We start from the raw sequence: 22292 nt of genomic DNA on the forward strand, positions 1-22292 counted from the left end.
TTAGTGCGTGGTGTGACTGTCAAAGCGCGTCACTCGAAACGTGATCGACTTGGCGCGCGAGATCAAGCGTCTTGAGCAATCGTCTTGCCTCCTGACCAAGCCTGCGCTCGCATGTCTCCCGAAACCGGCGCGATCAATAGGGTGCTGAGATAGGGCGCTCCGCCAACCCAGCAGCGACGCCGCTGCGCGCTGGTGATAGCTCGTTCGCCGCGGCGCTTTGCTCGTCAATCGCCGCGGGCTGCCGACGTCACATAGTTGCCGACGTTGCTCACGACCTTCTTGATCGAGGCAGGATGCTGACGACTTCGCCGGAGATGCCGTCGGCTCAGCCACCTGGGTTGCGCTGCGCTTCTGGGACACCGACCTGACTGGTCCACCGCTGCTGTTCATTCGTAAGCAGCTCTTGACGTGTAATGGAATTTAGAGCCCGCTTGAAGCGAACCTGTCGCGTGCATCCTGAATAGAATGCGACAGATCCCGCGACAGCTCGATGATCGGTCCAGCTGCGGACGCACCATCAACGTCGCGCATAATGGCCCCGATGCAGCAATTGGCTGCTTCCAGCACCGCTAATGAGACCGACATTTCTGCGGGGTGCGAACCCGAGCAAAATCGAATTGCGCCAGAGCGGCACCTAATCCGCGAAGGTGTTCAGCGGCGGAATTTTACGCTTGCCAACCTGGGTTTGGGAAAGCAAGGAGAAATCTTGTTGGCCTTCTGGGGGAGGAAATCCGCAGCCAAGCGGCAATTCCGGCCCCGAATCGCTTATGTCAGTCGAACGGGACAACGCGTTTCCGTTCATGGGCGAGGCAGGCGTCTCGGCTCGGTGCGGGCGGGCGGGGTCGGTTCCCTGCATCAACACTGCGGGAAACTTGCTCCAGGCCTAGTGTAACTCGCCGGTAACGAACTGGGCTCGTCCCATGCCGAATGACCAATCTTCGTCCGCATTGATCACGAAGCTTATCATGAGGTCAGTTGGCGCTACTCCACAGGACGACGACAGCCTCTCGGCCAGGACGCGATAAAACTCCAATTTGGACGCCTTGTCGCGCGGTCGGCTCGTCAACTGCAACATGACCAATTTATGGGTCCGATTGATATCAAGACCTGTGTCAAGCGCGACGATGCTGGACTTGGGGTGCTGATGCACCACCTGATAGCGGTCGCGGGGCGGCACGTGGAGCGTTTCGACCAGAACTTCGTGAGTGACATCCAAAAGCCGTTGGATCTCCGCATCACTTCGTCCCTCGATCAAATCGAACCGTAAAAATGGCATGGCGATGCTCCTCACTGCCGGCTCAACTAACAAAGCTGCGGCGGGCAACCAAGGTGGACCGAGCAATGAAAAGCTGCAATACTCGTTGTATGTTTTCTCTGCCGAAATCGACATCATCATTCAAGATGACGGTCATCTATCTTTAAGATGGACGACGGAGCACTCCAACTCACGCGGCCCGAACACTTGCCAGGAAGCGATCGACATCCGCTTTCAGCAAAGTGGACTGGTGGTTCAGCCCACCTGCAGCCGCAAGCACACCAGCCGCAGCCACCCCGGTTTGGGCAGACGCCTCGCTCACCCCGACGATGTTGCGCGTTACGTCTTCGGTGCCTTGCGCGACCTTCTGGATGCTGCGTGCGATTTCGCGCGTCGCGACACCCTGTTGCTCCACGGCGGATGCAATCGCAATTGCGATCTCGTTGATCGAGGATATCGTGCCGCTCACGCCCTCGATTGCTTGGACAGCCTCGCTCATGGCGCCCTGCATGCCGTTGACTTGGGTCGAGATCTCCTCCGTTGCACGTGCGGTCTGCCCTGCGAGCGACTTCACCTCGCTTGCCACGACGGCAAACCCCCTTCCCGCCTCGCCGGCACGGGCGGCCTCAATGGTTGCATTTAGCGCCAGCAGGTTCGTCTGGCTTGCGATCGCAGTTATTAACTGAACCACGTCTCCGATCTTTGATGTCGCGGCTACAAGACCTTGAATTGTGATATTAGTCCGTTGCGCCTCTTCAACGGCGCCTCCGGCGACCTTGGTCGAACGCGCCACCTGATTGCCTATCTCGGCGATCGAGGCCGAGAGCTGCTCAGTGGCCGACGCGACCGACTGCACGCTTGAGCTGGCCTCTTCTGCAGCAGTCGCAACCACTCCGGACTGGCGGCTGGCAGATCTCGCCGTCTCCGACATGCCTTGGGACGTCGTCCTCATAGCGGAAGCCGAGTGAGAGAGGGCATCGAGTGACGTGCTTACACCTTGTGCGAACTCATCGGCCAGCTTGCCCAGGAGGCCCCGTTTCTCCGTCTCGGCCATCAATTTCATCTCGTCCTGTTCCTGGCGAAGGCGAGCGGTCTCTATCATGGCGTCCTGAAACACTTTGACGGTCGTCGCCATCTCTCCCACTTCATCCGCACGCGAGAGCGCAGGAATCGCCGATCTTGTATCGCCACTGGCGAGCTTTCGCATCGCCCGCGTGAGACTGGCGATCGGCCGCGTGATACTGCGGCTGAGAAGAATTGACGTGGCCACGACAAGCGCAAGGGCTATAAGGATGAGAAGGCCAATGCGCTTTGCTTCTGCCATGAATATCGCGTCTACGTCGTCCAGATAGATGCCGCCCGCGACTGCCCAGTCATAGGGCTTGAATCCAACAACATAGGCGATCTTGGGAAGTGGGTCGCCGACGCCGGCACGGGGAAAGCTAAACGCGACAAAGCCGGATCCGCCGGACTTCACAAGGTCGACTTGCAGCCGGGAGAAAAAGACACCGTTGGCATCCGCGGTGTCCTTCATGCTCTTGTTCTGAAACTTGGGATTGGGATGCGCGACCAGTACGGAATCCATGTCGAGGGCATAGAAATAGTCGTCCTTGCCGAAATGCATCGATTGAAGCAGTTGCTTGCTCCGTTCCAAGGCCTGCGCATCGGAGAGCCCTGCCGCTCTGGATCCCTGGTAGTCCAATTCAAGCACCTGCTTCGCCAGGAGGACGAGCTGCTGAAGCTTGTCTTTTCGGTCCTCGAGCAGGCTGCTCTTGAGGGCCGACAAGCCGACCCCGGCCACGGATGCAACACCTAGAACAGAGAGAACCACCATCAACATCAGCCTGGAAGAAATCTTGAACTTGGCAAGCATGAAAAATCCTCAACACGCTGAGTCCGACCATCACTCCGCCTCATCTATCGCACATTGATAAAAATTGCCTTTAGCCCACAGGGCCACCTTGATATCAGGGCCAGTCGAACAAGGGCGCAGGGATGCGGGTTTATGCAAGCCTCGTTGCGATCACTGCGGTTCGCGGCGAGCCATTACCAGTTGAGATGACGGTCATCTCTTCTCTAGATGACGACGCGCGCCGCATGGTTCCCCAATGCGTCTTTCACGTGGCCCACATTGGTCGTTAGGATGATTGTGACGACATTCAAAATGTTGCTGCTGCTGGCTTCAAGAGTGGACTGGAATGGATCTCTCCGATCTCAAAGTGTTCGAGACGGTTCTGCGTCTTGGAAGTATCAGCCGTGCGGCAACGCAGCTGTGTACTGCTCAATCCAAAGCCACAACTCGTATCCGAGTGCTTGAGGGCAAGCGTGGCATTTCACTCTTCGAGCGTCACGCACGGGGCGTAACGCCAACCCCGGCAGCCCACAGGGTCCTCCCCTTTGTCGCGAGGCTTTCAAAACTTGCCGCGGATGCCCGAGCTGCGGCACGGGATGATGGTGTGCCGAGGGGCACTCTGCTGATCGGAAGCCTCGAGACGACCACCGCGTTGCGATTGTCTCCGCTTCTGCCAAGGTTTGCCAGCGCCTGTCCCCACGTCCAGCTCACGATCACGACCGGAAACACTACACGCTTGTTGAATGACGTCCTCGAGTATCGTCTCGACGGCGCGTTTGTCGCGGGCCCGGTCGATCACCCGGACCTGCATCAACGGCCTTTCTTCCACGAGGAGCTCGTGCTGGTAACGGCCCCTTCGGTCCGGACAAAGGACCTGGCTGCCATCGGGCCCTTGAAGATGATCGTCTTTCAGACCGGCTGCTCTTATCGCACCCGTCTGGAGACGATGCTGATGGAAATGGGGATCACTCTGTCCGAGCCGCAAGAGCTTGGTTCTCTCGACGCCATCATCAGTTGCGTCTCCGCCGGCCTTGGTGTCACCTTGATGCCGAGAGGTGTCATTGCAGCTGCCGCCCGGGACGGCAGGGTCGCTGCGCATGCGTTGCCGCCTTCCCGGACGGCCGTTGAGACGGTGTTCGTCTGGCGAAAGGATGTCTATGTATCGAGCGCGATGACAGCCCTGTTCGATCTGATCGAATCCTGGCCGTAACTCGAGCCGTCCAGCCTAGGACCGCCGCTCGCCTTCGAAGTAGTTCAATAGGCCCGTGCCTGGTGCGCAGTTGACATACTCGAAAAGCTGGTTGTTCTCCGGCAGCACGAAGACTTCATGCCAGGTTCTGAGCTGGTTCTTCGCGCCGAACTTGCGGTAACGGGCCATTGCGGCGCGGAAGATCGCCCCGTGCGACGGATGATGCTCAGCCCAGTTCTCCATGTGGCCGAGCGAGAGAAAATATCCGAGCGCATGAGTCTCGAGCTCGGGTGCCCCGCCGACATCGCATGTTTGCTGAAACCGCAGCGAGCAGCAACCCGTTGCCTCAGGACTTTCGCGCAAGAAGTCCATTCCGCGTTCGAGGGGAGCTCGCAGGTCGCGCATGTAATCTTCGGTTTGGTCGGCATCGCAGCGCCCCCAAAAGGCCGCCGATCGAATGACGGTGAGGTTCCGGGGCGTAGCGATCCGCCACCGATTGGACCTGGTCTCGCGCGGCGTCGCCGATGGGAGCTCAGGCAGCGCCGACGGCAAGGGATCGACCGCGGCGAGTGGGATCCGGTCGCGCATCGCGCCGTAGTAGCCGCAATACGGTGTCGGATAGAGCGCCACTTCGTTAGAGCGACTCATTCCGGCTGGATAATCGTTCCAATACAGCGTCTCAAGGCGCTCGATCGGAACGGTCAAGCTCTCACGGAAGTAGCCCGTTGCCTCCGAACACCTCGCCGAATCGTTCCACCAATTTGCCACGCGACTATCTTCGAGCCAATCATCACGACGGGTCCGGTCAACCCAATAGCTCGCAACCACATGCGTATAGAGGCCGTTGTGATCGACGAACCACGCATGATCGTGCACGTGCGGGCCGTTCGGCAGGCTGACGGCTTCGGACATCCACCGTATGAGGCCGGACTTGTAGACGGCTTCCGCGTTCGGTCCCTGGATGCCGTGAAATGCAACACACAAGGCGTCGCATTTGCGTGGGAAACCGACGGACCAACGCTGGACCACCGGCTCGAAACCTTTCGGCTTACGCAGCGGATTGATCCGCTCCAACACCTGAAAATTCATAGCGAGCTCCGTTCCCTAATGGATTCCAAAATATGCCTTGTGAAGCTCGGAGTTCTCTTTCAAGAGTTCAGCGCTTCCTTTGGCGACAACGAGTCCTTGTGCCAGCACGTAGCCGTAATCGGCCACGTCGAGCGTTTGACGCACGTTCTGCTCGATCAGCAGAACCGAAAGTCCGGCTGTCTTCAGTTGTCGGACTATTCCGAAAACCTCCGAGACAAATAACGGCGACAGTCCGAGCGAGGGCTCGTCGAAGATCACGAGTTCCGGATCGGCCATGAGCCCTCGCGCGATGGAGAGCATCGACCGCTCACCGCCGGACAGTGTTCCCGCGAGCTGGCTTCGCCGCTCCTTCAGACGCGGGAACACCTCGAACATCTCGTCCATCCGGGCCGCAACGCGCCTGTCGTCACGCATGATCAATCCGCCCACCTTGAGGTTATCAAGGACGCTCATGCGCGGCATCACGCGATTGTCTTCCGGGACCGTCGCGATCCCGAGGGCCGCGATCTTGTGGGTAGGCATGTTTGTAGTCGCTACGTGCCCAAAGCGAACCTCGCCTTTCCGGATCCGGGTCAACCCGAGGATGGCCCGGATCAACGTGCTTTTGCCGGCGCCGTTGGCCCCCAGGATGGCCGTTACCGTACCGGGCCTGACCTCGATGGTCACGTTCTTCAGAACGTCAGCGCGATCGTAGCCGGCGTTGATCGCATTGGCCGACAACGTCCGCGCCGCGGTTCGTCGCACGCTGATCATTGCCCTATCCCGAGATAAGCTGCCTGCACTTCGGGGTCGGCTATCAACCCGTCAAAACTGCCTTCGAAGACTTTTCGGCCGAAATTGAGCACGATGCAGCGATCGGAGACACGCCGGATAACGTCCATTTCGTGCTCCACCAGGACCACGGCGAGGTCCGGCATCTCGGACCTGAATGCGAGGAGATCGTCCATGAGTTCGCGCGTCTCATCCGGGGTCATACCGGCGGAGGGCTCATCCAGCAACAGCAGGCGCGGCCTGCCGATCAGCGCCCGGCAGATCTCGATCCGCCGACGATCGATCATCGGGAAAGAGCTCACAGGCTGGAACAGCCGGTCGGCAATCGCGGCGTTGAAGCGGGACGCAATCTCCCGTGCGCGATTGACCGTCTCCCGCAGCTCTCTGCCCCACCGAGCGCGCCGAAACAGATTTGTAAGGAGACCGAGATCGCAATGGCAGAGGGCTCCGACCGCAATATTGTCGAACACGCTCTGATCGAGCATCAGCCTCGATCGCTGAAAGGTTCGCGCGACACCGGCACGACCGATCATCTGGGGCGCACAGCCGAAGAGGTCGCGGCCATCGAGCCGGATCGTTCCCGCGTTCGGGTCGTAAAGTCCCGTGATGACGTTGAAGAATGTCGTCTTGCCCGATCCGTTGGGCCCGACCAGCCCGATTGTCTCGCCGCGGCCGATTTCGACGTCGAAACGGTCGAGCGCGACCAGCCCGCCGAATGTCTTGGTGAGACCGGCACAATGCAGCAGAGTGCTACTCATTTTGGCGCTCCGTCGATGAAGCGGGACAGGTCCCTCACCGGACGAGGCAGGATGCCGCCCGGGCGGAACAGCAAGATGACGAGCACGAGCAAGGCGAACAGCAACAGGCGGAATTCCTGGATCGACTGCAGTTTTTCCGGCACTTCCAGGATGATCAGGGCGGCTACGACGGAGCCCCACAAATTGCCGATTCCGCCCAGCACCACGATTGAGAGCATCAGCAGGGACTCCCCGAGGCCCGCGCCGTTGGGTGTCACGAACCCGTTCATCATCCCGTAGAGCGCTCCAGCCATGCCGATGATGGCGTTGCCGAGGACAAAGCCGACGACCTTCCACAGCCGGATCGACAGGCCGAACACCGCCGCGGCGGTCTCATCGCTGCGGACAACGTCCAGGGCGATGCCGACCCACGAGTTTTCCAGACGACGGACGAGGATGAACACGAGGCCGAACATGCAGACCGAGAGCGTTGCATAGGGCAGATAGAACGACACGCTCCATGGACCAATCTGTTTGAGCCGGGCGAAATCGAGCCCCATGATCGAGAAGCTTCCGATCTTCAGCCCCTGGGGCCCGCCGAGGACGTCGTTGACTTCGAGCCAGGTCCGCAGCAGCACGCCGAATGCGATCGTCACGAGCGCGGCATAGTGCCCGCGCGTTCGCAGCACCGGCAGCAACAGCACGAGGCCCATTGCACCCGTCACAGTCGCGCCGATCAACGGCGCAAATGTGCGCGGAACGGTGGTGTATGCAGTCACTAGGGCGGCCGTATATGATCCCACGACGAAGAAGGCCGCGCCTGCGAAGTTGGCGATGCCGGCGAATGCGAGCTGCAGGTTGAGAGCGATGCAGGCAGTCGAGAAGATTGCTACCGTTGACAACATGAGAAGCGCGTAGTGATCGGCGTGAAACAGGACAATCAGGATCAACGCACACAGCAATGCCATGCCATTGGCAACGCCTCGGTAGTCGCCGCAGGTGGCGGCAATCTCCCGGCCGATCTGCGTTCGATCCGACACTCCAAACGCCAGAACGAAGGCTGCGAGCAAGGCGAGAACGACGGGCTGGGATTTGGCGTGCATCATCACGCCGCCGCCGGAAAACAGGAGCGCCACCACGGCTGCGACGAGGGCGCGCGGATGACGACGAATCCGTGGGACGGAGAGCGAGGGAGCCGGGCTTGAAAGGCTGCTCATGTCACACCCGTTCGCTGCGCTGTTCTGCAACGATTCCTGTCGGGAACAACGCAATCAGGATGATGATGACGGCAAAGGCCACCACATCGCGATAAGCGCTCGAGATCGGCATCGCCACCACAACCAGCGTCTGCACGCCGGCGAATAGAAATCCCCCGATGATCGGCCCGATCAGGCTTCCAAGTCCGCCCACCACAGCCGAGGCGAATCCGATGATGCCGAGCAGAACGCCCATGTTGAAGCTGATCTCGCGGTAATACAGCCCGAGCATGCAGCCGGCAAAAGCGGCGAGCCCCGATCCCAATGCGAAGGTCCCCAGCACCACGCGCTGCTGGTCGATGCCTGCAAGGCGTGCAACCTCGTCATCCTGGGCCACGGCGCGGATCGAGAGCCCGAACCGGGTGCGGGTCACGAACAGATGCGTTCCCACCACCAACAGCAGTCCGGCACATACGATGATCACACTATCGATACCCACACTGAAGGAACCGGCATTGATCATGCCACTCGGCAACAGAGCCGGAAACGGCTTCGGGTTGCCGCCGTTGGGCACGCCAAGCCGGATGGCCTCGCGTAGCACGGTGCCGGCCATTAAGGTCGCGAGCAGCACATTGATGCTGGGGGCGCCGCGCAAGGGGATCACAAGAATCCTCCCGATCACGATGCCCGCGAGCGCCCCGGCGCCGACCGCAGCCGCCAAACCGGTGAGCAAGGCCAGCGCAGGGGGCAGCGCAAAGAGAGCTCCCGAAACGCCGGCGGCTCCCAAGGCTGAAAAACTTCCGAGCGTCACGACGTCACCATGCGAGAACTTGATGACGTCGAGCACCCCAAAGAACAGCGAAAATCCAACGGCGATCATTGAGTAGATCACCCCCAGCATGAGGCCGTTGAACAGCTGCTGCGCTACGATCCCGATGTCCATCAATGTCTCCGCACGCTAGGGCGACGCATGACGTCTGGTCAATTGAGGCGGAGTTTTCGTTTGCTGGCGGCATATTCGCTATCCGGCCAATAGACCCATTTACCATCCTGGGCGACATAGACGTTGGCCCTCAGAATGTTCTGCCTGTGGTCGTCGAAATTGATCTCGCCGACCAGCGACTTGTATGCCTTGGTCGTATTGAGCAGGTCCTTGACCTTGGCGCGGTCGGGGCCAACCTTCTCGATCGCATCCTTGATCAGAGTGGCGGCGGAGTAGGCGAAGGGGCCATAGGCGTCCGGGTCTTCGCGAAAGCCCGCCTTGGCGTATGCGTCGAGAAACGCTTGACCCTGCTCATATTTGGTGATGGGAGCACCGTTGTGGAAGGAAATCGTTCCTTCCGCCGCGGCACCTGCGCCTTCCAGGAAGCCTGCGTTCATGATGCCAGAGACGCCCGCAAGCTGAGCGGTGACACCGACCCGATCCATTTGAGCCCGCAATCGGACGCCGAGCGGCGTCAGGCCGCCCACCATGATCAGATCTGGCTTCAGCTCCTTGATCTTGGTGAGCTCAGCCGTGAAGTCCTGCTGATCCGGGCTGATCGGAAAAGTCGCGACGATCTCGCCGCCGGACAATTTGAGACATTCGCTGAAATATTTGTTCTGTCCCTTGCCGTAGTCGGTGGTGTCGTGAACGACAACGTATTTCAGGAAACCCTGCTTGGTGAGGAACTCCGCTGCGAGCTTGCCTTCATTGATCATCGTCCCGTTGACGCGATGAATTTCGTGGTAGTCGTTGCCATAGGTGATCTCGGGCAGGATGGCGCCCCACACCACGACCGGCAATCCGAACCGGGCATAGGTATCAACCGTCGCGATGCCTACGGCAGAGCAATAGTGGGTCACACCGGCGATGATGCTACGATCCGATGCGGCCTTGGTTGCGACCTGGATGCCGATATTCGGCTTGCATTCGTCGTCCAAGGTGACGAGCTCGAAAATGTACTTTGCCGATGGGTCGGCGTTTCTCAATTGCACGGCCAACTGCGTGGAATTGCGGCCCCCGATACCGGGAGCTGAATTCCCGCCCGACAATGGTCCAATAAACGCAAGCTTTACGGTCTCCTTGGCCAAGACCGGAACTGTTCCGGTCGCCACCGCGACCAGCGCGCCGCATGTCAGCAGCAACAATTTGTTTATCAGCTTCATTGGCAATGCCCTCCCCTGCTCGGAAAAACTGTATCCATCCCGCACGAGCGAGACAGTGCGAATTTTCGCAAATGGGCGTGCGCAACGGAGCACGAGCAGGTGGACCGGCGATGATCGCCTACAATCGAGACAGATTGCTGCTGCTTTGGGCAACGGGTTGCCTTCGACGAGGCGGATGCGGACGCAAAAAAAACACCCCGTTGCAATCGGCAACGGGGTGACTGGGTCGCAGGACATCTGCGACAAGTCGAGGGAGGTAGTCGTCGCAATCACGACAGCCAGGGGCTCATCGCAGACGTCGAATTACTCCTTCATACCATCGCCACGGCAAATTCCCGCGGGGTGTTCGTGCAAAGGGTCTTGCACGAACACCTTGATGGCAATTGGCGGCTCATGCGATCTGGCGGCTGGCTGCCGGTGTGTTGCCAAATTCACTGGAAAGGTCGACTGCGACAGTCTTAGGCAGGCAGAGGACATTAACCGCCGCGGTCATCAGTGCGATCGGGATGGGATAGATCAGGCCGGCGTAGATGTTGCCGGTGTAGCTGACTAGCGAGAGGCTGATCAGCGGAACGAAGCCGCCGAATATCCCGGTGCCGATGTGATAGGGAAGCGACAGCGAAGTATATCGCAGCCGCGCCGGAAAGAGCTCGACGAGAAATGCGGCATTCGGCCCGTAGACCAGCGCTACGAAGATGAGTTGCGCCAGGATTAGCGCGGTGACGACCACGTAATTGTGCGCAGCCGTGGCGCTTGCAATCCCCATGTAGATGGGGACGTAGAGCGCGGCGGCGAGCAGCAGGCCGGTGACAATCAGCGGGCGGCGTCCGATGCGGTCTGACAGGGCCCGCTCACGACGATCAGGGGCGTGCCAAGGGCTAGAGCAACGGCGACGCAGACATTTGCCGTCAGGAAGTCCACCTTGAGAACGCTCTGCAGGAAATACAGCGCATAGAATTGTCCGGTGTACCACACGCATCCCAGACCCGCCGTCGCGCCGAAGAGAGCATAGAGCGCATAACCCAACCCTTGTCTCGTGCCAAAACTTTCGCGAACCGGCGCGCGCGAGACCTTGCCGGCCTGGCGCATCTGCTCGAAAACCGGCGACTCGCTCAGCTTCAGACGAAGATAGACCGAAAACACGACGAGAAGTGCAGACAGCAAGAACGGGATACGCCAGCCCCAAGCACGGAAACCTTCCTCCCCGAGCGATAGCCGACACGCCAGCACGACCAGAATTGCAACGAAGAAGCCCAAGGTGGCTGTGGTCTGGATAAAACTGGTGAAGAAGCCTCGACGGTTTACCGGTGCATGCTCAGCCACATAGATGGCAGCGCCACCGTACTCGCCGCCGATGGCCAAGCCCTGTACCAAACGGAGCAAGACCAACGCGACAGGTGCAGCAAAGCCGATAGTTTCATATGTCGGCAAAAGGCCGACCGCGGTGGTCGAAATCCCCATTAAGATAAGTGTCAGCAGAAACGTGTGCTTGCGTCCCAATCGGTCGCCAAGACTGCCGAACAGGATGGCACCGAACGGCCGGATGACGAATCCGGTCGCAAAGGTCGCAACACTGATCAAGACGGCGGCGGTGGGATCATTGGCGGGGTAAAAAAGGGTCGAAAAGAACACGGCAAGGCTTCCATAGAGATAGAAGTCATACCATTCGATAACCGTGCCTGCACTTGAGGCAAGCACCACCGTCCAGATGCTCAGGTTCGGGGCGTCCGCTTTAGGTTCGCTCATCATATCTCTCCATCGGCCTTGTTGGGCACGTGTTTTCCCGGGCGCGCGCGCCGCAGCGCACGCCCCTTCTCCACCCGGCAATACGTAGAAAGTTGCGGACCCGTTAGGCCGCGATAGAATTTCGGGTCGGCGCATAGCGCGCAAGACATGCGCTTGCTTCTGCCGAAATTCGCTTCACCAGCTCACCGGCGGTTGGAATGTCGTTGATGAGACCGATTGCTTCTCCGACCGTGACATTGGCCGTATCGTAGTCGCCGGAGACCCACGCCTTCTCGACGCGCTGCAGCTCGGCTTCTTGCAGTGTGCGCAGCTCGTCTTCCCGGCCATGCCACCTTTCGATGAAGCCGTTCTTCATCAGGCGTCCAGTGTACTCAGAGGGCCAAGCCTTTTTGCGGACAACGTCGTAGACACGTGTCCGGATCGTTTCATCGCCGGTGGCTGCCAGCACCCTTTCCTTGGCGTTGCGATGAATGACCGATTCTTGCGTGGCCCAAAACCGCGATCCGATCAAAGCACCGTCGGCACCTAGCATTAGCGCGGCGGCGAGACCGCGCCCGTCAGCAATGCCTCCGGCGGCAAGAAGGAGAACGCGCGGCGCTCGTTGCGCGATCATATCGGCGACTGCAGGAACGAACGGCATCGTCGAGCGCGCCGTGAGTCCGTGGCCGCCGGCCTCCGTACCCTGTGCGATGATAACGTCCGCGCCGACGTCGATCGCCCGCTGGGCATGCTCGAGCGTATGCACCTGACAGATCAGGGGGATGCCGGCCTGCTTCACTTTCGGGGCATATGGCGCAGGATCCGAGAACGACAGCATGATCGCTTTCTTGTGCCGCTCCAGAGCGAGATCGAGCAGACCCGGATCGTTCGCCAGCGCCCAGGTGATGAATCCACAGCCGACGTCCGGCCGGCTCACCTTTGCGGACTGTTCTTCGAACCAGGCGCGGTTGGCATAGCCGCCGCCGAGAAGGCCGAGAGCACCTGCCGCGGAAACCGCGGAGGCCAGCTCGCCGCCGGAGGCCGGATCCATCGGCGCCAGCACGATCGGGTGCTCAAGCCCAAAAAATTCGGTCAATCTCGTCTTGATAGCCATGTCTCTTCCTCTCCGCTTATGCCCGTCTTGGATGCCGGGAAGCTAGATTGGCTGTTGACAACATAAAAGTGATTATTATTGATCAGAGTCATCATTCCGGGAGATGACCATATGGACAGCACGGATCTGAATTTCTTTTCCGCGGTCGCCACGGCCGGCGGAATCGGCCGCGCCGCCCACAATCTCCACACCGTGCAATCGAACGTGACCCAGCGAATTCGAGCGCTGGAGAACCAGCTCGGTGTCCGACTTTTTGATCGATCCAAGAAAGGCGTCACGCTCACCTCCATGGGCAACAGGCTGCTTCCTTACGCCAAGCGCATCAGCGATCTGTTGGCCGAGGCGCATTGCGCAGTGAAGGACGAGGCGTGGCCGGGCGGCGAGCTGCGCATTGGATCAATGGAGACGACGGCGGCGTTGCGCCTACCACCGTTGCTCACCCATTACGGCATCGCTTATCCCGATGTTGACGTCCAAATCGAGACAGGCCCGACCGCAGCGCTGGTCGACTGCGTATTGTCTCGGAAGCTTGACGGAGCTTTTGTCTCTGCACCGGTCACGCACGGTGAACTGACCTGCACACCGATCGTGGAGGAGGAGCTGGTGCTGATCACGCCGCCGATGGTGACGTCCCCCCAACACCTCGGCAAATTCCTGGCTTCGGGAAGCGGCCGGAAGGTGATCGTGTTTCGTGCCGGTTGCTCCTATCGACAGCGTCTGTCCGAATATCTTGCGCATCGTGGTTTCGTCGACCTGCGCTGGATGGAAATGGGAACGCTCGACGGAATCATCGGTTGTGTGGCGGCTTCGGTCGGGCTGTCATTGGTGCCGCGCGTCGTCGCTGATTCTGCCGAACGACAGGGCTTGATCCACCTGCATTCGCTGCCGAACGGGACCGGCAGGGCCACCACGGTTTTCGTTCACCGCAAGGACGCATTCGTGTCCTCCGCTCTGCGGGCGTTCATGGAATGCGCCGGATCGGGAACGAACCAAACAGCCCCGCCCGAGCAACCGGCAGTGGCGCTCAAGCAGCCTCGAAAGACGACCTCGCCGCCTTGACTGATGCCACGATAAAGCGATGCACTTCTGCAACCCGCCGCGTTTCGTGCGTATCGGGATGCGACGTCAGCCAGTAATTCCGCACGAAACGAATGTCGGGAAGCAGACGCTGCAATTCGGGATAGCGCTGGGCCACGTAATCATGAAGGATTCCGACGCCGTGTCCACCACGAACGGCCTCCATCTGCGCGACGACGCTACCGCATTCATAGCGTCGCGACATGAGCCGGCCGAGCACTGAGGCATAGTCCAATGCCCTGCTGTAGACGAAATCCTCGACCTGGGTGACGAACAGGCGGCCGGCAAGATCGGCCTGCGTCCTGATGGGACCCTCGCGCGCGAGATAAGCATCAGCAGCATAGACACTGAGCGTGTAGTCGGTGAGTTTGGACAGGATCAGCTTACCCTGCTTGGGCCGGTCCAGCGTGATCGCAACGTCGGCCTCGCGCCTTGACAGGGAGAATGTGCGCGGAAGCGGCACGAGTTGAATGACAAGGCCCGGGTGCTTCGCGGCCAGCGCGCCCAGCCGATCGGCCAGGAAGTAGTTGCCAAGCCCGTCCGGTGCCCCTACGCGCACGGTTCCGGTGAGGGCCTCGGCGGCGCCTCCAATGCTCGATCCCACTTTGAGGAATTCGCTCTCTGCGCGCTCGGCAGCCGCGACGAGCGCCTCGCCCGCCGCCGTCAGCGTGCAGCCTGTAGTGTGTCGTTCTAGCAGTTTGGCATTCAAGCTACTCTCCAGCGCGGTCAGTTGCCGGGCGACCGTTGCATGGTTCAGCCGTAGGCTTTTCGAGGCCTTCAGAATCTGGCCGGCACGCGCCACTTCTAGGAATATCCGAACGCGCTCCCAATCCATTGACTACACTTTCTGCACAACGGAGCCGCGAATTCGGCCGTTGATACCGCATTTTTATGCGCTGCATATCTGGCTCGATCAAGCATCATGTTAGGGAGAGCAGCCAATGCCCGTGACTATTCTGAACTTCATCAATGGCGAGCTGGTGCCGAGCCGCGGCCCTCGCACCGCGCCGGTTTACAATCCCGCGACCGGCGAGCAATCGGCAACGCTCGGACTTGCCACGACGCAAGACGTGCGGTCGGCCGCTGCAGCCGCCCGCAAGGCGTTCCCGGGCTGGGCGAACACACCGCCACTGCGCCGTGCTCGTATTCTCAACCGTTTCCTGCGGATCATGGAGGATCGAATCGATGAACTTGCCCAAGTGATCACCGCCGAACACGGCAAGGTGCTTTCGGACGCGAAGGGCGAGATCCAACGCGGCATGGAGGTGGTGGAGTTCGCGACCGGCGCGCCGCAACTGCTCAAGGGAGAGATCACCGAGAATGTCGGGACCCGTGTCGACAGCCACTCGCTGCGTCAACCGCTCGGGGTGGTCGCTGGCATCACGCCATTCAATTTCCCGGCAATGGTCCCGATGTGGATGTTCCCGGTTGCGCTGGCCTGCGGCAATACGTTTATCCTCAAGCCGTCGGAGCGCGATCCCTCGGCCTCGCTCGTGCTTGCGCAGTGGCTGAAGGAGGCCGGGCTGCCCGACGGCGTGTTCAACGTCGTGCATGGCGACAAGGAAGCGGTGGATGCCATCCTAACGGATCCCGATATCGTGGCCGTCAGCTTCGTCGGCTCGACGCCGATTGCGCAATACATCTATGAGACGGCGACCAGCCACGGCAAGCGCTGCCAGGCGCTGGGCGGCGCCAAGAACCACATGATCGTGATGCCTGACGCCGACATGGACCAGGCCGTCGACGCTCTCATGGGCGCGGCTTATGGCTCCGCCGGCGAGCGCTGCATGGCAATCTCGGTAGCCGTTCCGATCGGCGACACCACCGCCGATCGTCTGATCGAAAAGCTGGCGCCCAAGGTCCGCGCGCTTAACATTGGTCCCGGTACCGACCCCGAGGCCGAGATGGGCCCGCTGGTGACGAAGCAGCACCTCGACAAAGTCCGAGGCTATATTGACGCCGGCGTTGACGAAGGCGCGAAGCTGATTGTGGACGGGCGCGATTTCCATCGCCAGGGCTACGAGAACGGCTACTTCATCGGCGGCAGCCTGTTTGATCGCGCGACCACGGACATGAAGATCTATCGCGAAGAGATCTTCGGACCGGTGCTCGTGGTGGCCCGGGCCAAGTCTTATGACGAGGCGGCCGACATGATCAACCAACACGAGTTCGGCAACGGCACCGCAATCTTTACCAGGGATGGCGATGCGGCGCGTGAGTTTGCGCATCAGATCCAGGTCGGCATGGTGGGCATCAACGTACCGATCCCGGTGCCGATGGCATTCCATTCGTTCGGCGGATGGAAAGCCTCTCTGTTCGGCGACCATCACATGCATGGCCCCGAGGGCGTTCGCTTTTATACCAAGCTGAAAACGATCACGACCCGTTGGCCGACCGGCATCCGGGCCGGCGCCGAGTTCGTGATGCCGACGATGTCCTGATCTTCTCCGAATGGAAGGCCGTGGCAGCTCCACGGCCTTCTTAACCCGCCAGTTGGCCCGGCCCCCAAATGGTGAACTCTGGCAGTCGCGCCAGAGAGCTGAATTCGGCCGATCAATCCGTGAATATCGCCCTAGAATCTCGGGCCGGGATCAGATTGGCCCTGTCGATCTCCATCGGCCGCTCGAGGCTGTCATGCTCGCTCTCCTCAGCTCCATTGGGTCACTGGGAACGCTCACCTCTCGGCCAAGCTCCCGTGGTGAGCGCCCTCGGAGAATATTCGACCACCTCTCCGATGAGAGGGATCGCCGCAGCGCGCACTCTCCGGCCGGCCGTGACATGAAGCCGCCAGGCGCGCTCGGCGCCCTTGAAGCCCTGAATCGGCGGATCATTCCAGAGCAACTCGATCGTCCCGTGCAGGATTAGGACATCGCCGACGACAAAGTCGACAAAAAGCAGTCCCGCCCTGGGATTGGACATAAAATTCCCAAGCGTGTTGAAAAAGGAATTACCCGCAAAGTCCGGAACGGTGATCTGGTTATCCGCCACGTGAATGAAGCCTGGCTTACCGCCGCGGTGAGAAATATCGCAATCGAACGATGATCCGTCATCTGAAGCCGCACATGAGGCGACGAAGAAGGTCGCCGACTGGCGGATCAGCTCTCGTGCCGCATCGTCCAAGACGGCGAACGCCTCGACCTCGCCGGGACCGAGTTGCTCCGGCGCAGCGGATGGTGCCGCGCTGATATGGCGCGTGTGGATGTATTGAGGGCAATTGCCAAAGCTCTGCACGACCGCCACCTCGAAACTTGTCTGGTCGAGGGTGATCAGCGTTCCGTTCATGCGGTTTCGCCGACGATTGGTCAGGTCTATGCCCAGCACTCCCAAGCTGGCGCCCACGGAAAGATTCGTTCCGAGCAGGTCGAAGGTTTTCGGTAACGATCCGATGCGCAGCCGTCCTGGATCCGGTGAAGAGACGAATCCGCGCGGGCCAAACAGGACCGAAGGGATCGGCCAGCCCGCTCGGTCCGACGAGCCGACAAGGAGGTATTCGAGTCCTGCGAAGAATTCACGGTGCTGATCGGGCATCCATGTGCGGATGGAGGTTTTCCCGCGCTCGCTCATTCTGTCGGCCACGCCGACGCGTCGCTGCACGTCGATCTCGCCCTGGTGAAAAGGAGACGAGCTCCGTTCGGAAAGGCTGGTCATGACCGCACCTCGAAGAAGATTTGCCGATCAGCTCGCAGGCGCGCTTGGCATCCGCTGAAAATTCGGAAGTGCTTCCAGCCGCCCCAGCCAGGCGACAATGTTCGGGTAGGAGGACAGTTCAATGCCTCCCTCCGGAGCGGCCCGTGTGTAGCTGTAGCAAGCGAGATCAGCCACGGTCGGATGGGTTGCCGCGAGAAATTCGTGCTTCGCAAGATGACCATCCATCACGCTGAACAGACTGCTGGCGACCCCGGCCGCTTGCCGGCCATCGACGGGCAAGTTGAACACCTTGCCCAGCCGAGCTGTCGCTGGTCCATATGCCAGCTGTCCCGCTGCCACGGACAGCCAACGTTGCACGGCAGCCGCACTGACCGGATCTTCCGGAAGCCACGTCTCGGTAGTGTCGTAGCGCTTGGCCAGATAGATCAGGATTGCGTTGGAATCGGCAACGACGGTGCCGTCATCATCGACGACAGGTATCTGCCCGAACGGGTTCATTGCGAGATAGGCCGGCGTCTTCCGCTCGGCAGGGGGCGTTGGGATCAACTCGTAATGAAGCGAGAGAAGCCCGAGCATGAGCTCGACCCGGTGGCTGTGTCCCGACAATTTACCGCCATAGAGCTTGATCGTAGCTGACATTCCCAACTCGCTTTCGCTATTCAAACGATGTCTCGGTACTTATCATTTCCCATTCGGACGATAATCGAATGTTCCTTCAATTTACCATTGCGGTTTTTGCAACGATCCAGACGAGCAGAATGACTGGCTGCCTTTTTTCCCTCTGAACTCGCGCAACGTTCTTCTGAACCTCTCCGATCGTATTCCGGGCAGCTCGCTCACGCAGAAATCGTTGATCGGCAGGTTGTAGGGAACCAGCCGTCCTTCAGCACCGCCACGCCATCCCTTTCCCCTGCAGCGCCTCCTGCCGTCGGGACGGCGGCCGCGACAACTCGCTCGCCGAAATCAGGATGTGGCAGTCCGACGACGGCGCTTTCGAGCACATCTGGAATGCGGTCGATCTCGAGTTCGAACTCCTTCGGATGAACGTTGTAACCGCCCGAAATGATCACATCCTTCGCGCGCCGACCTTCAAAGGGAGCCGACGGCGGAACGCACGAGTTCTGTCGGTCGCTGCTCCAACAGCTCGCTGAGAACGCGCTTCATCTCGGCCCCCTTTGATGGATCACTCAGTCCGCAACTGCCCGCTCAAGCTCGGCCACTCTGGGTCTGACCGTCTCCTGCTGCGAGGACTGAACCGGCCGTTCGTCCCCCTCGCCTGTTTCCCTGTCGATAAAAACGGCCGGCTCGCGCTGTGAACGGTCAATCGTCAGCGAAAACACATCGAAACGATTGTAGTAGCCTACGACATCGTGAAATTGCTTCGGTTCGACGCATTGCGCGACGTCAATATCGGCATATGCGATGCCTTCGCTGTCTGAGAGGACGTCGCTGATAATCTGCCCTGTTGGATCGAGGATCATCGATACAGCATGCGGTGTGCCCTCGATCAGATCCAGCATGGCGGGGTTAGCCTGTCCGAGCGCGTCCTTCATACCTACGTCCATGCAGGCGGACGAAACGATGTTGAAGCATTTGGCTTCAAACGAATGAGCTCCAGCCCGGATCTCGATGGCCCTGCGTAGGTCATAGCCCCCCTTCTCCTTGGAGGGACGCGTCGGCCAGATCGGCGGGTAGGTCGAAATATGAACTTGCTCGCCCTGCGCCATCAATGAATAGCGGGCAAGTGGATTCGTATTCTCACCACAAATCAGCATGCCAATGCGGCCGATGGAGGTCTGCGCGACGCGCAACCCACGCGCATCTCCGGCAGCCCAGACCAGCTTCTCGTAAAAGGTCGGAACGAGCTTGCGATGATGATTCAGGATCGACCCATCTTGGCCGATCAAAAGATTGGAGTTCCAGATACAGCCAAGGCTGGCAACCGTCCCTTCCGTAAAACCGATAGAGACCACGACGTTGTGGCGCTTGGCCGCCATCCTGACCTTTGTCAATTCCGCGCTGTCGAGCCGCAATGCCTGGGCCGACAACGCTCTGAAGAAATCATGAGACATGATCGGCGCCTGCAGCGCCGCCCACACGGGAAAGCCGGGAATGAACGATTCCGGGAAAGCAACCAGCGAGGCACCGTTGCGTGCCGCCTCGGCAACGAGGTCGCAGGCCTTGTCTGCACTTTTGGCCGCGTCGAGGAAAACTGAAGATGTGTGGCACGCGGCAGCTTTGAAGCGCGGCAAATTCGACGGCATTTGAGACGATCCTCTCGGTTTCTGGCACCACAGGTTAGTCTTTCGCCGGCGGGTGGCGAATGCGGAAAATCTGCACGAGCGGTTGCGCGTCTTCAGACGACCAGGACCGGCACGCGATAGATCGCGTTGCGTCGGCCGCCGGCCGGCTGATTCTCGCCCGATCGCGAGATCGCCCGAGACAGGAGACCGCAGCATCCCTCTTTTACTATCCAATCACAGGTGAACTTGGTCCAGGATCGTCCTGACACCTTCTCCAAGCGGCATCCCTGCCAGCTCCGCCCTTCATCGGCGCTCAGTTCGACCGCCGCAATTCCGTCGTCACCCCAGGCCCATCCCCAGACCTGCAAAACCTCGTCACGCCTGAGCTGACGATTCGGCTTTGGCGCCACGATGACCGATTGAGGGGCGATCGCCCACACCGGCTGGGTCGAGCCGTCCGGCGCGAGGTCGTTGTACCATGTGGTGGTGAAGACGCCCGGAGCCCGCTCCGAGCGCAATTCGAGCTTGCGGAGCCATTTGACGCTGTTCGTGCCGTAGAAGCCCGGGACCACCAACCGCAACGGATACCCGTGCTCAGGTAGCAGCGGCGCTCCGTTCATCTCGTAGGCGAGCAAGACGTCGTCGGATATCCGGGAGAGCGGCAGATCCTTGATGTAATGTCCGCACGCGATGCCTCCGAAGTCGCCGGAGTCCGCCCCCTGTGACCAAACGAAATTTGCGCTCCTCGCCACGCCCGCTGATCCTAGCACATGATCCAGACGAACGCCCGCCCAGCGCACGTTGCAGACCCGCTGCGTTGGCTTGTCGGGCGCCAGCGGGCTGCCTGCACATTGATGCACCGAGACCACCTCGGTCTTTGGAAGCGACTTGAGCTGACCGACGGAGAAGCTCGCGGGCGTCTCGACCAGGCCGGCGATTTCCAGCGTCCAATCATCCCCATGAGTGACATCGAGAACACCGAGATGGCACAACACGATGCAGCCTTCGACTGGCGTGATGCGGTCGGTCAGCAGATGCGGTTCAGAGGGAATTCGGCCGAAGAAGCCGCGTACCTTGTACGTAAAGTCGTCAGCCATCGCAGCGCTCCCTCGCGCCGGCATTCTAGTACATCACGGGAGGACGTCGACCGTAAGAAATTCCGCAGATACACTTGCGCGGATTCGATCACTCGAAGTCGTTCAGATATGCTCTGTCCGCCTTGAAGATCTCATGAAGGAACCGCAGCAGCGTACGCACCCTACCCATATATTCGATATCCTCATGGACGGAAATGTAGAGCGACCGCGTGACCACCACATCTTTCATGAGCCATACAAGGCGAGGATCCTTTTTTGCCGAGAAGAAGGGCAGAAGGCCGATGCCACGCCCGACAGCGATCGCATTCTGCTGGGCTGCCATGCTGGTCGATCGAAAGACGACGCTCTCCGGCACCAGGACGTCGTGCAGCCACTGCACCGGCTGGATAGCCACGAGATCGTCGACATAATCAATGAAATCGTGACGCTTCAATTCTTCCATGGTGCCCGGCGTCCCCCGTTCCACGATGTACCTGGACGACGCGAACAGCCCAAGCTTGAACTCGCCAGCTTTTTTGACCGAAAGTTTGGGGCCCACGAGGGGAACGAAGCTGATGCACACATCCGCCTCGCGTTTGGTCAGATTGATCAGATGCCTTTCGGTCACAAGCTCCACGACAACGCCCGGGTGCTTCTCATTGAATTGGACCAATATTTCTGCAAGGTAGAAGGCGGCAATACCCTCCATGCTCGTCAGCCGGACGCGACCCGCGGGCTCGGCGGGCGTGGCGCGGAAATCTTCCGATATCACCAGGGCCGCGCCCTCAATTTTCTCGGCCTCTTGGTAGAGCTTGTGCCCGTCCTCCGTCAGCACGAACCCGTTCGGCTTGCGGTCGAAAATCTTGATACCAAGATCTCGCTCAAGCTCTGAAATGCGCCGGCTGACCGTCGTGTGGTCGACTTTGAGGCGCCGCGCGGCCGGCATCAACCGCCCCTGCCGGGCGAGTTCAAGGAAGAATTTCAGGTCGTTCCAGTCGAACATTCGCTCCTGCGTGCCAATCCGGAAGAGGCCAACGACGAAAATCCGACGGTGGGTGACCGCCCCCCGCCCGATCAAACAGCCTTCTACGGCGGCTTTCAAGATGCCTGAAGGCGATTTCCGTGCCTTCGGTGCCTGAAGCCGCGGGGCGCAGCCCGCTCTCGCGCTCCAG

General features: G+C 60.1%; 19 protein-coding genes and 1 pseudogene. 3 read left to right on the top strand and 17 right to left on the bottom strand.

Annotated features, from left to right (window positions below; genetic code table 11):
• Positions 1–883: 883 nt before the first annotated feature.
• Both IVB24_RS39170 and IVB24_RS39175 read right to left on the bottom strand, forming a co-directional pair.
• On the bottom strand, positions 884–1276 hold the full coding sequence (locus tag IVB24_RS39170) for a tautomerase family protein (protein WP_247774415.1): 393 nt from the start codon (positions 1274–1276) through the stop codon (positions 884–886).
• 169 nt (positions 1277–1445) lie between these two features.
• A complete protein-coding gene (locus tag IVB24_RS39175; protein ID WP_247774400.1) occupies positions 1446–3128 on the bottom strand; it encodes a methyl-accepting chemotaxis protein in 1683 nt (560 codons plus the stop codon).
• Positions 3129–3453: 325 nt separating this feature from the next.
• Here IVB24_RS39175 and IVB24_RS39180 point away from each other — a divergent pair, with 325 nt between their 5' ends.
• Positions 3454–4317 carry a LysR family transcriptional regulator gene (locus tag IVB24_RS39180; protein WP_247774401.1) on the top strand — a complete coding sequence of 288 codons (864 nt, stop codon included), beginning with the start codon at positions 3454–3456 and terminating at the stop codon, positions 4315–4317.
• 15 nt (positions 4318–4332) lie between these two features.
• On the opposite strand, the gene IVB24_RS39185 is transcribed toward IVB24_RS39180, so the two are convergent.
• From IVB24_RS39185 to IVB24_RS39220, 8 genes and pseudogenes are all read right to left on the bottom strand, one after another.
• On the bottom strand, positions 4333–5385 hold the full coding sequence (locus tag IVB24_RS39185) for a phenylacetaldoxime dehydratase family protein (RefSeq protein WP_247774402.1): 1053 nt from the start codon (positions 5383–5385) through the stop codon (positions 4333–4335).
• A gap of 15 nt (positions 5386–5400) precedes the next feature.
• On the bottom strand, positions 5401–6138 hold the full coding sequence (locus IVB24_RS39190; protein ID WP_247774403.1) for an ABC transporter ATP-binding protein: 738 nt from the start codon (positions 6136–6138) through the stop codon (positions 5401–5403).
• Positions 6135–6914, bottom strand: a complete 780-nt coding sequence (locus IVB24_RS39195; protein ID WP_247774404.1) for an ABC transporter ATP-binding protein — start codon at positions 6912–6914, stop codon at positions 6135–6137. Before IVB24_RS39195 ends, IVB24_RS39190 begins: the two co-directional genes overlap by 4 nt.
• Entirely contained in the window at positions 6911–8032 is a 1122-nt protein-coding gene (locus tag IVB24_RS39200) for a branched-chain amino acid ABC transporter permease (RefSeq protein ID WP_247774405.1), read from the bottom strand. The genes IVB24_RS39195 and IVB24_RS39200 overlap by 4 nt, the downstream gene beginning before the upstream one ends.
• A 79-nt stretch (positions 8033–8111) precedes the next feature.
• Complete coding sequence (locus tag IVB24_RS39205; RefSeq protein WP_247774406.1) at positions 8112–9032, bottom strand: branched-chain amino acid ABC transporter permease; 921 nt, start codon at positions 9030–9032, stop codon at positions 8112–8114.
• A 38-nt stretch (positions 9033–9070) separates the two neighbouring features.
• Positions 9071–10237 carry a branched-chain amino acid ABC transporter substrate-binding protein gene (locus IVB24_RS39210; protein ID WP_247774416.1) on the bottom strand — a complete coding sequence of 389 codons (1167 nt, stop codon included), beginning with the start codon at positions 10235–10237 and terminating at the stop codon, positions 9071–9073.
• 391 nt (positions 10238–10628) lie between these two features.
• A pseudogene (locus IVB24_RS39215) lies at positions 10629–11986 on the bottom strand (MFS transporter).
• Between the two features lie 100 nt (positions 11987–12086).
• Positions 12087–13076: a nitronate monooxygenase gene (locus IVB24_RS39220; protein ID WP_247774298.1), complete on the bottom strand. Its 990-nt coding sequence runs from the start codon at positions 13074–13076 to the stop codon at positions 12087–12089.
• Positions 13077–13187: 111 nt separating this feature from the next.
• Between IVB24_RS39220 and IVB24_RS39225 the strand changes: the two genes are divergently transcribed.
• Positions 13188–14135 (top strand): LysR family transcriptional regulator, encoded by a 948-nt coding sequence (locus tag IVB24_RS39225; RefSeq protein ID WP_247774299.1) that lies wholly within the window; start codon positions 13188–13190, stop codon positions 14133–14135.
• Here the strand turns inward: IVB24_RS39225 and IVB24_RS39230 are convergent.
• Positions 14101–14988 carry a LysR family transcriptional regulator gene (locus IVB24_RS39230; protein WP_247774300.1) on the bottom strand — a complete coding sequence of 296 codons (888 nt, stop codon included), beginning with the start codon at positions 14986–14988 and terminating at the stop codon, positions 14101–14103. The genes IVB24_RS39225 and IVB24_RS39230 overlap by 35 nt on opposite strands.
• Positions 14989–15094: 106 nt before the next feature.
• Here IVB24_RS39230 and IVB24_RS39235 point away from each other — a divergent pair, with 106 nt between their 5' ends.
• Positions 15095–16594 (top strand): CoA-acylating methylmalonate-semialdehyde dehydrogenase, encoded by a 1500-nt coding sequence (locus IVB24_RS39235; RefSeq protein ID WP_247774301.1) that lies wholly within the window; start codon positions 15095–15097, stop codon positions 16592–16594.
• A gap of 220 nt (positions 16595–16814) precedes the next feature.
• Here the strand turns inward: IVB24_RS39235 and IVB24_RS39240 are convergent, their stop codons facing one another.
• The 6 genes from IVB24_RS39240 to IVB24_RS39265 all read right to left on the bottom strand — a co-directional run bounded on the left by IVB24_RS39240 (position 16815) and on the right by IVB24_RS39265 (position 22123).
• The gene (locus IVB24_RS39240; protein WP_247369534.1) at positions 16815–17801 is read right to left on the bottom strand and encodes a pyridoxamine 5'-phosphate oxidase family protein; all 987 of its coding nucleotides are present in this window, start codon (positions 17799–17801) and stop codon (positions 16815–16817) included.
• Between the two features lie 27 nt (positions 17802–17828).
• Positions 17829–18440 (bottom strand): glutathione S-transferase, encoded by a 612-nt coding sequence (locus tag IVB24_RS39245; protein ID WP_247774417.1) that lies wholly within the window; start codon positions 18438–18440, stop codon positions 17829–17831.
• 197 nt (positions 18441–18637) lie between these two features.
• Positions 18638–18871: a hypothetical protein gene (locus tag IVB24_RS39250; protein WP_247360731.1), complete on the bottom strand. Its 234-nt coding sequence runs from the start codon at positions 18869–18871 to the stop codon at positions 18638–18640.
• A 117-nt stretch (positions 18872–18988) separates the two neighbouring features.
• Positions 18989–20065 carry a carbon-nitrogen hydrolase family protein gene (locus IVB24_RS39255; RefSeq protein ID WP_247774302.1) on the bottom strand — a complete coding sequence of 359 codons (1077 nt, stop codon included), beginning with the start codon at positions 20063–20065 and terminating at the stop codon, positions 18989–18991.
• Positions 20066–20157: 92 nt separating this feature from the next.
• Positions 20158–21141, bottom strand: coding sequence for a molybdopterin-dependent oxidoreductase (locus IVB24_RS39260; RefSeq protein WP_247285540.1), 984 nt, complete (start codon positions 21139–21141; stop codon positions 20158–20160).
• Positions 21142–21229: 88 nt separating this feature from the next.
• The gene (locus tag IVB24_RS39265; RefSeq protein ID WP_247774303.1) at positions 21230–22123 is read right to left on the bottom strand and encodes a LysR family transcriptional regulator; all 894 of its coding nucleotides are present in this window, start codon (positions 22121–22123) and stop codon (positions 21230–21232) included.
• Positions 22124–22292: the final 169 nt, after the last annotated feature.

Source organism: Bradyrhizobium sp. 192 (genome assembly GCF_023100965.1).
GTDB classification, from domain to species: Bacteria; Pseudomonadota; Alphaproteobacteria; order Rhizobiales; family Xanthobacteraceae; genus Bradyrhizobium; species Bradyrhizobium symbiodeficiens.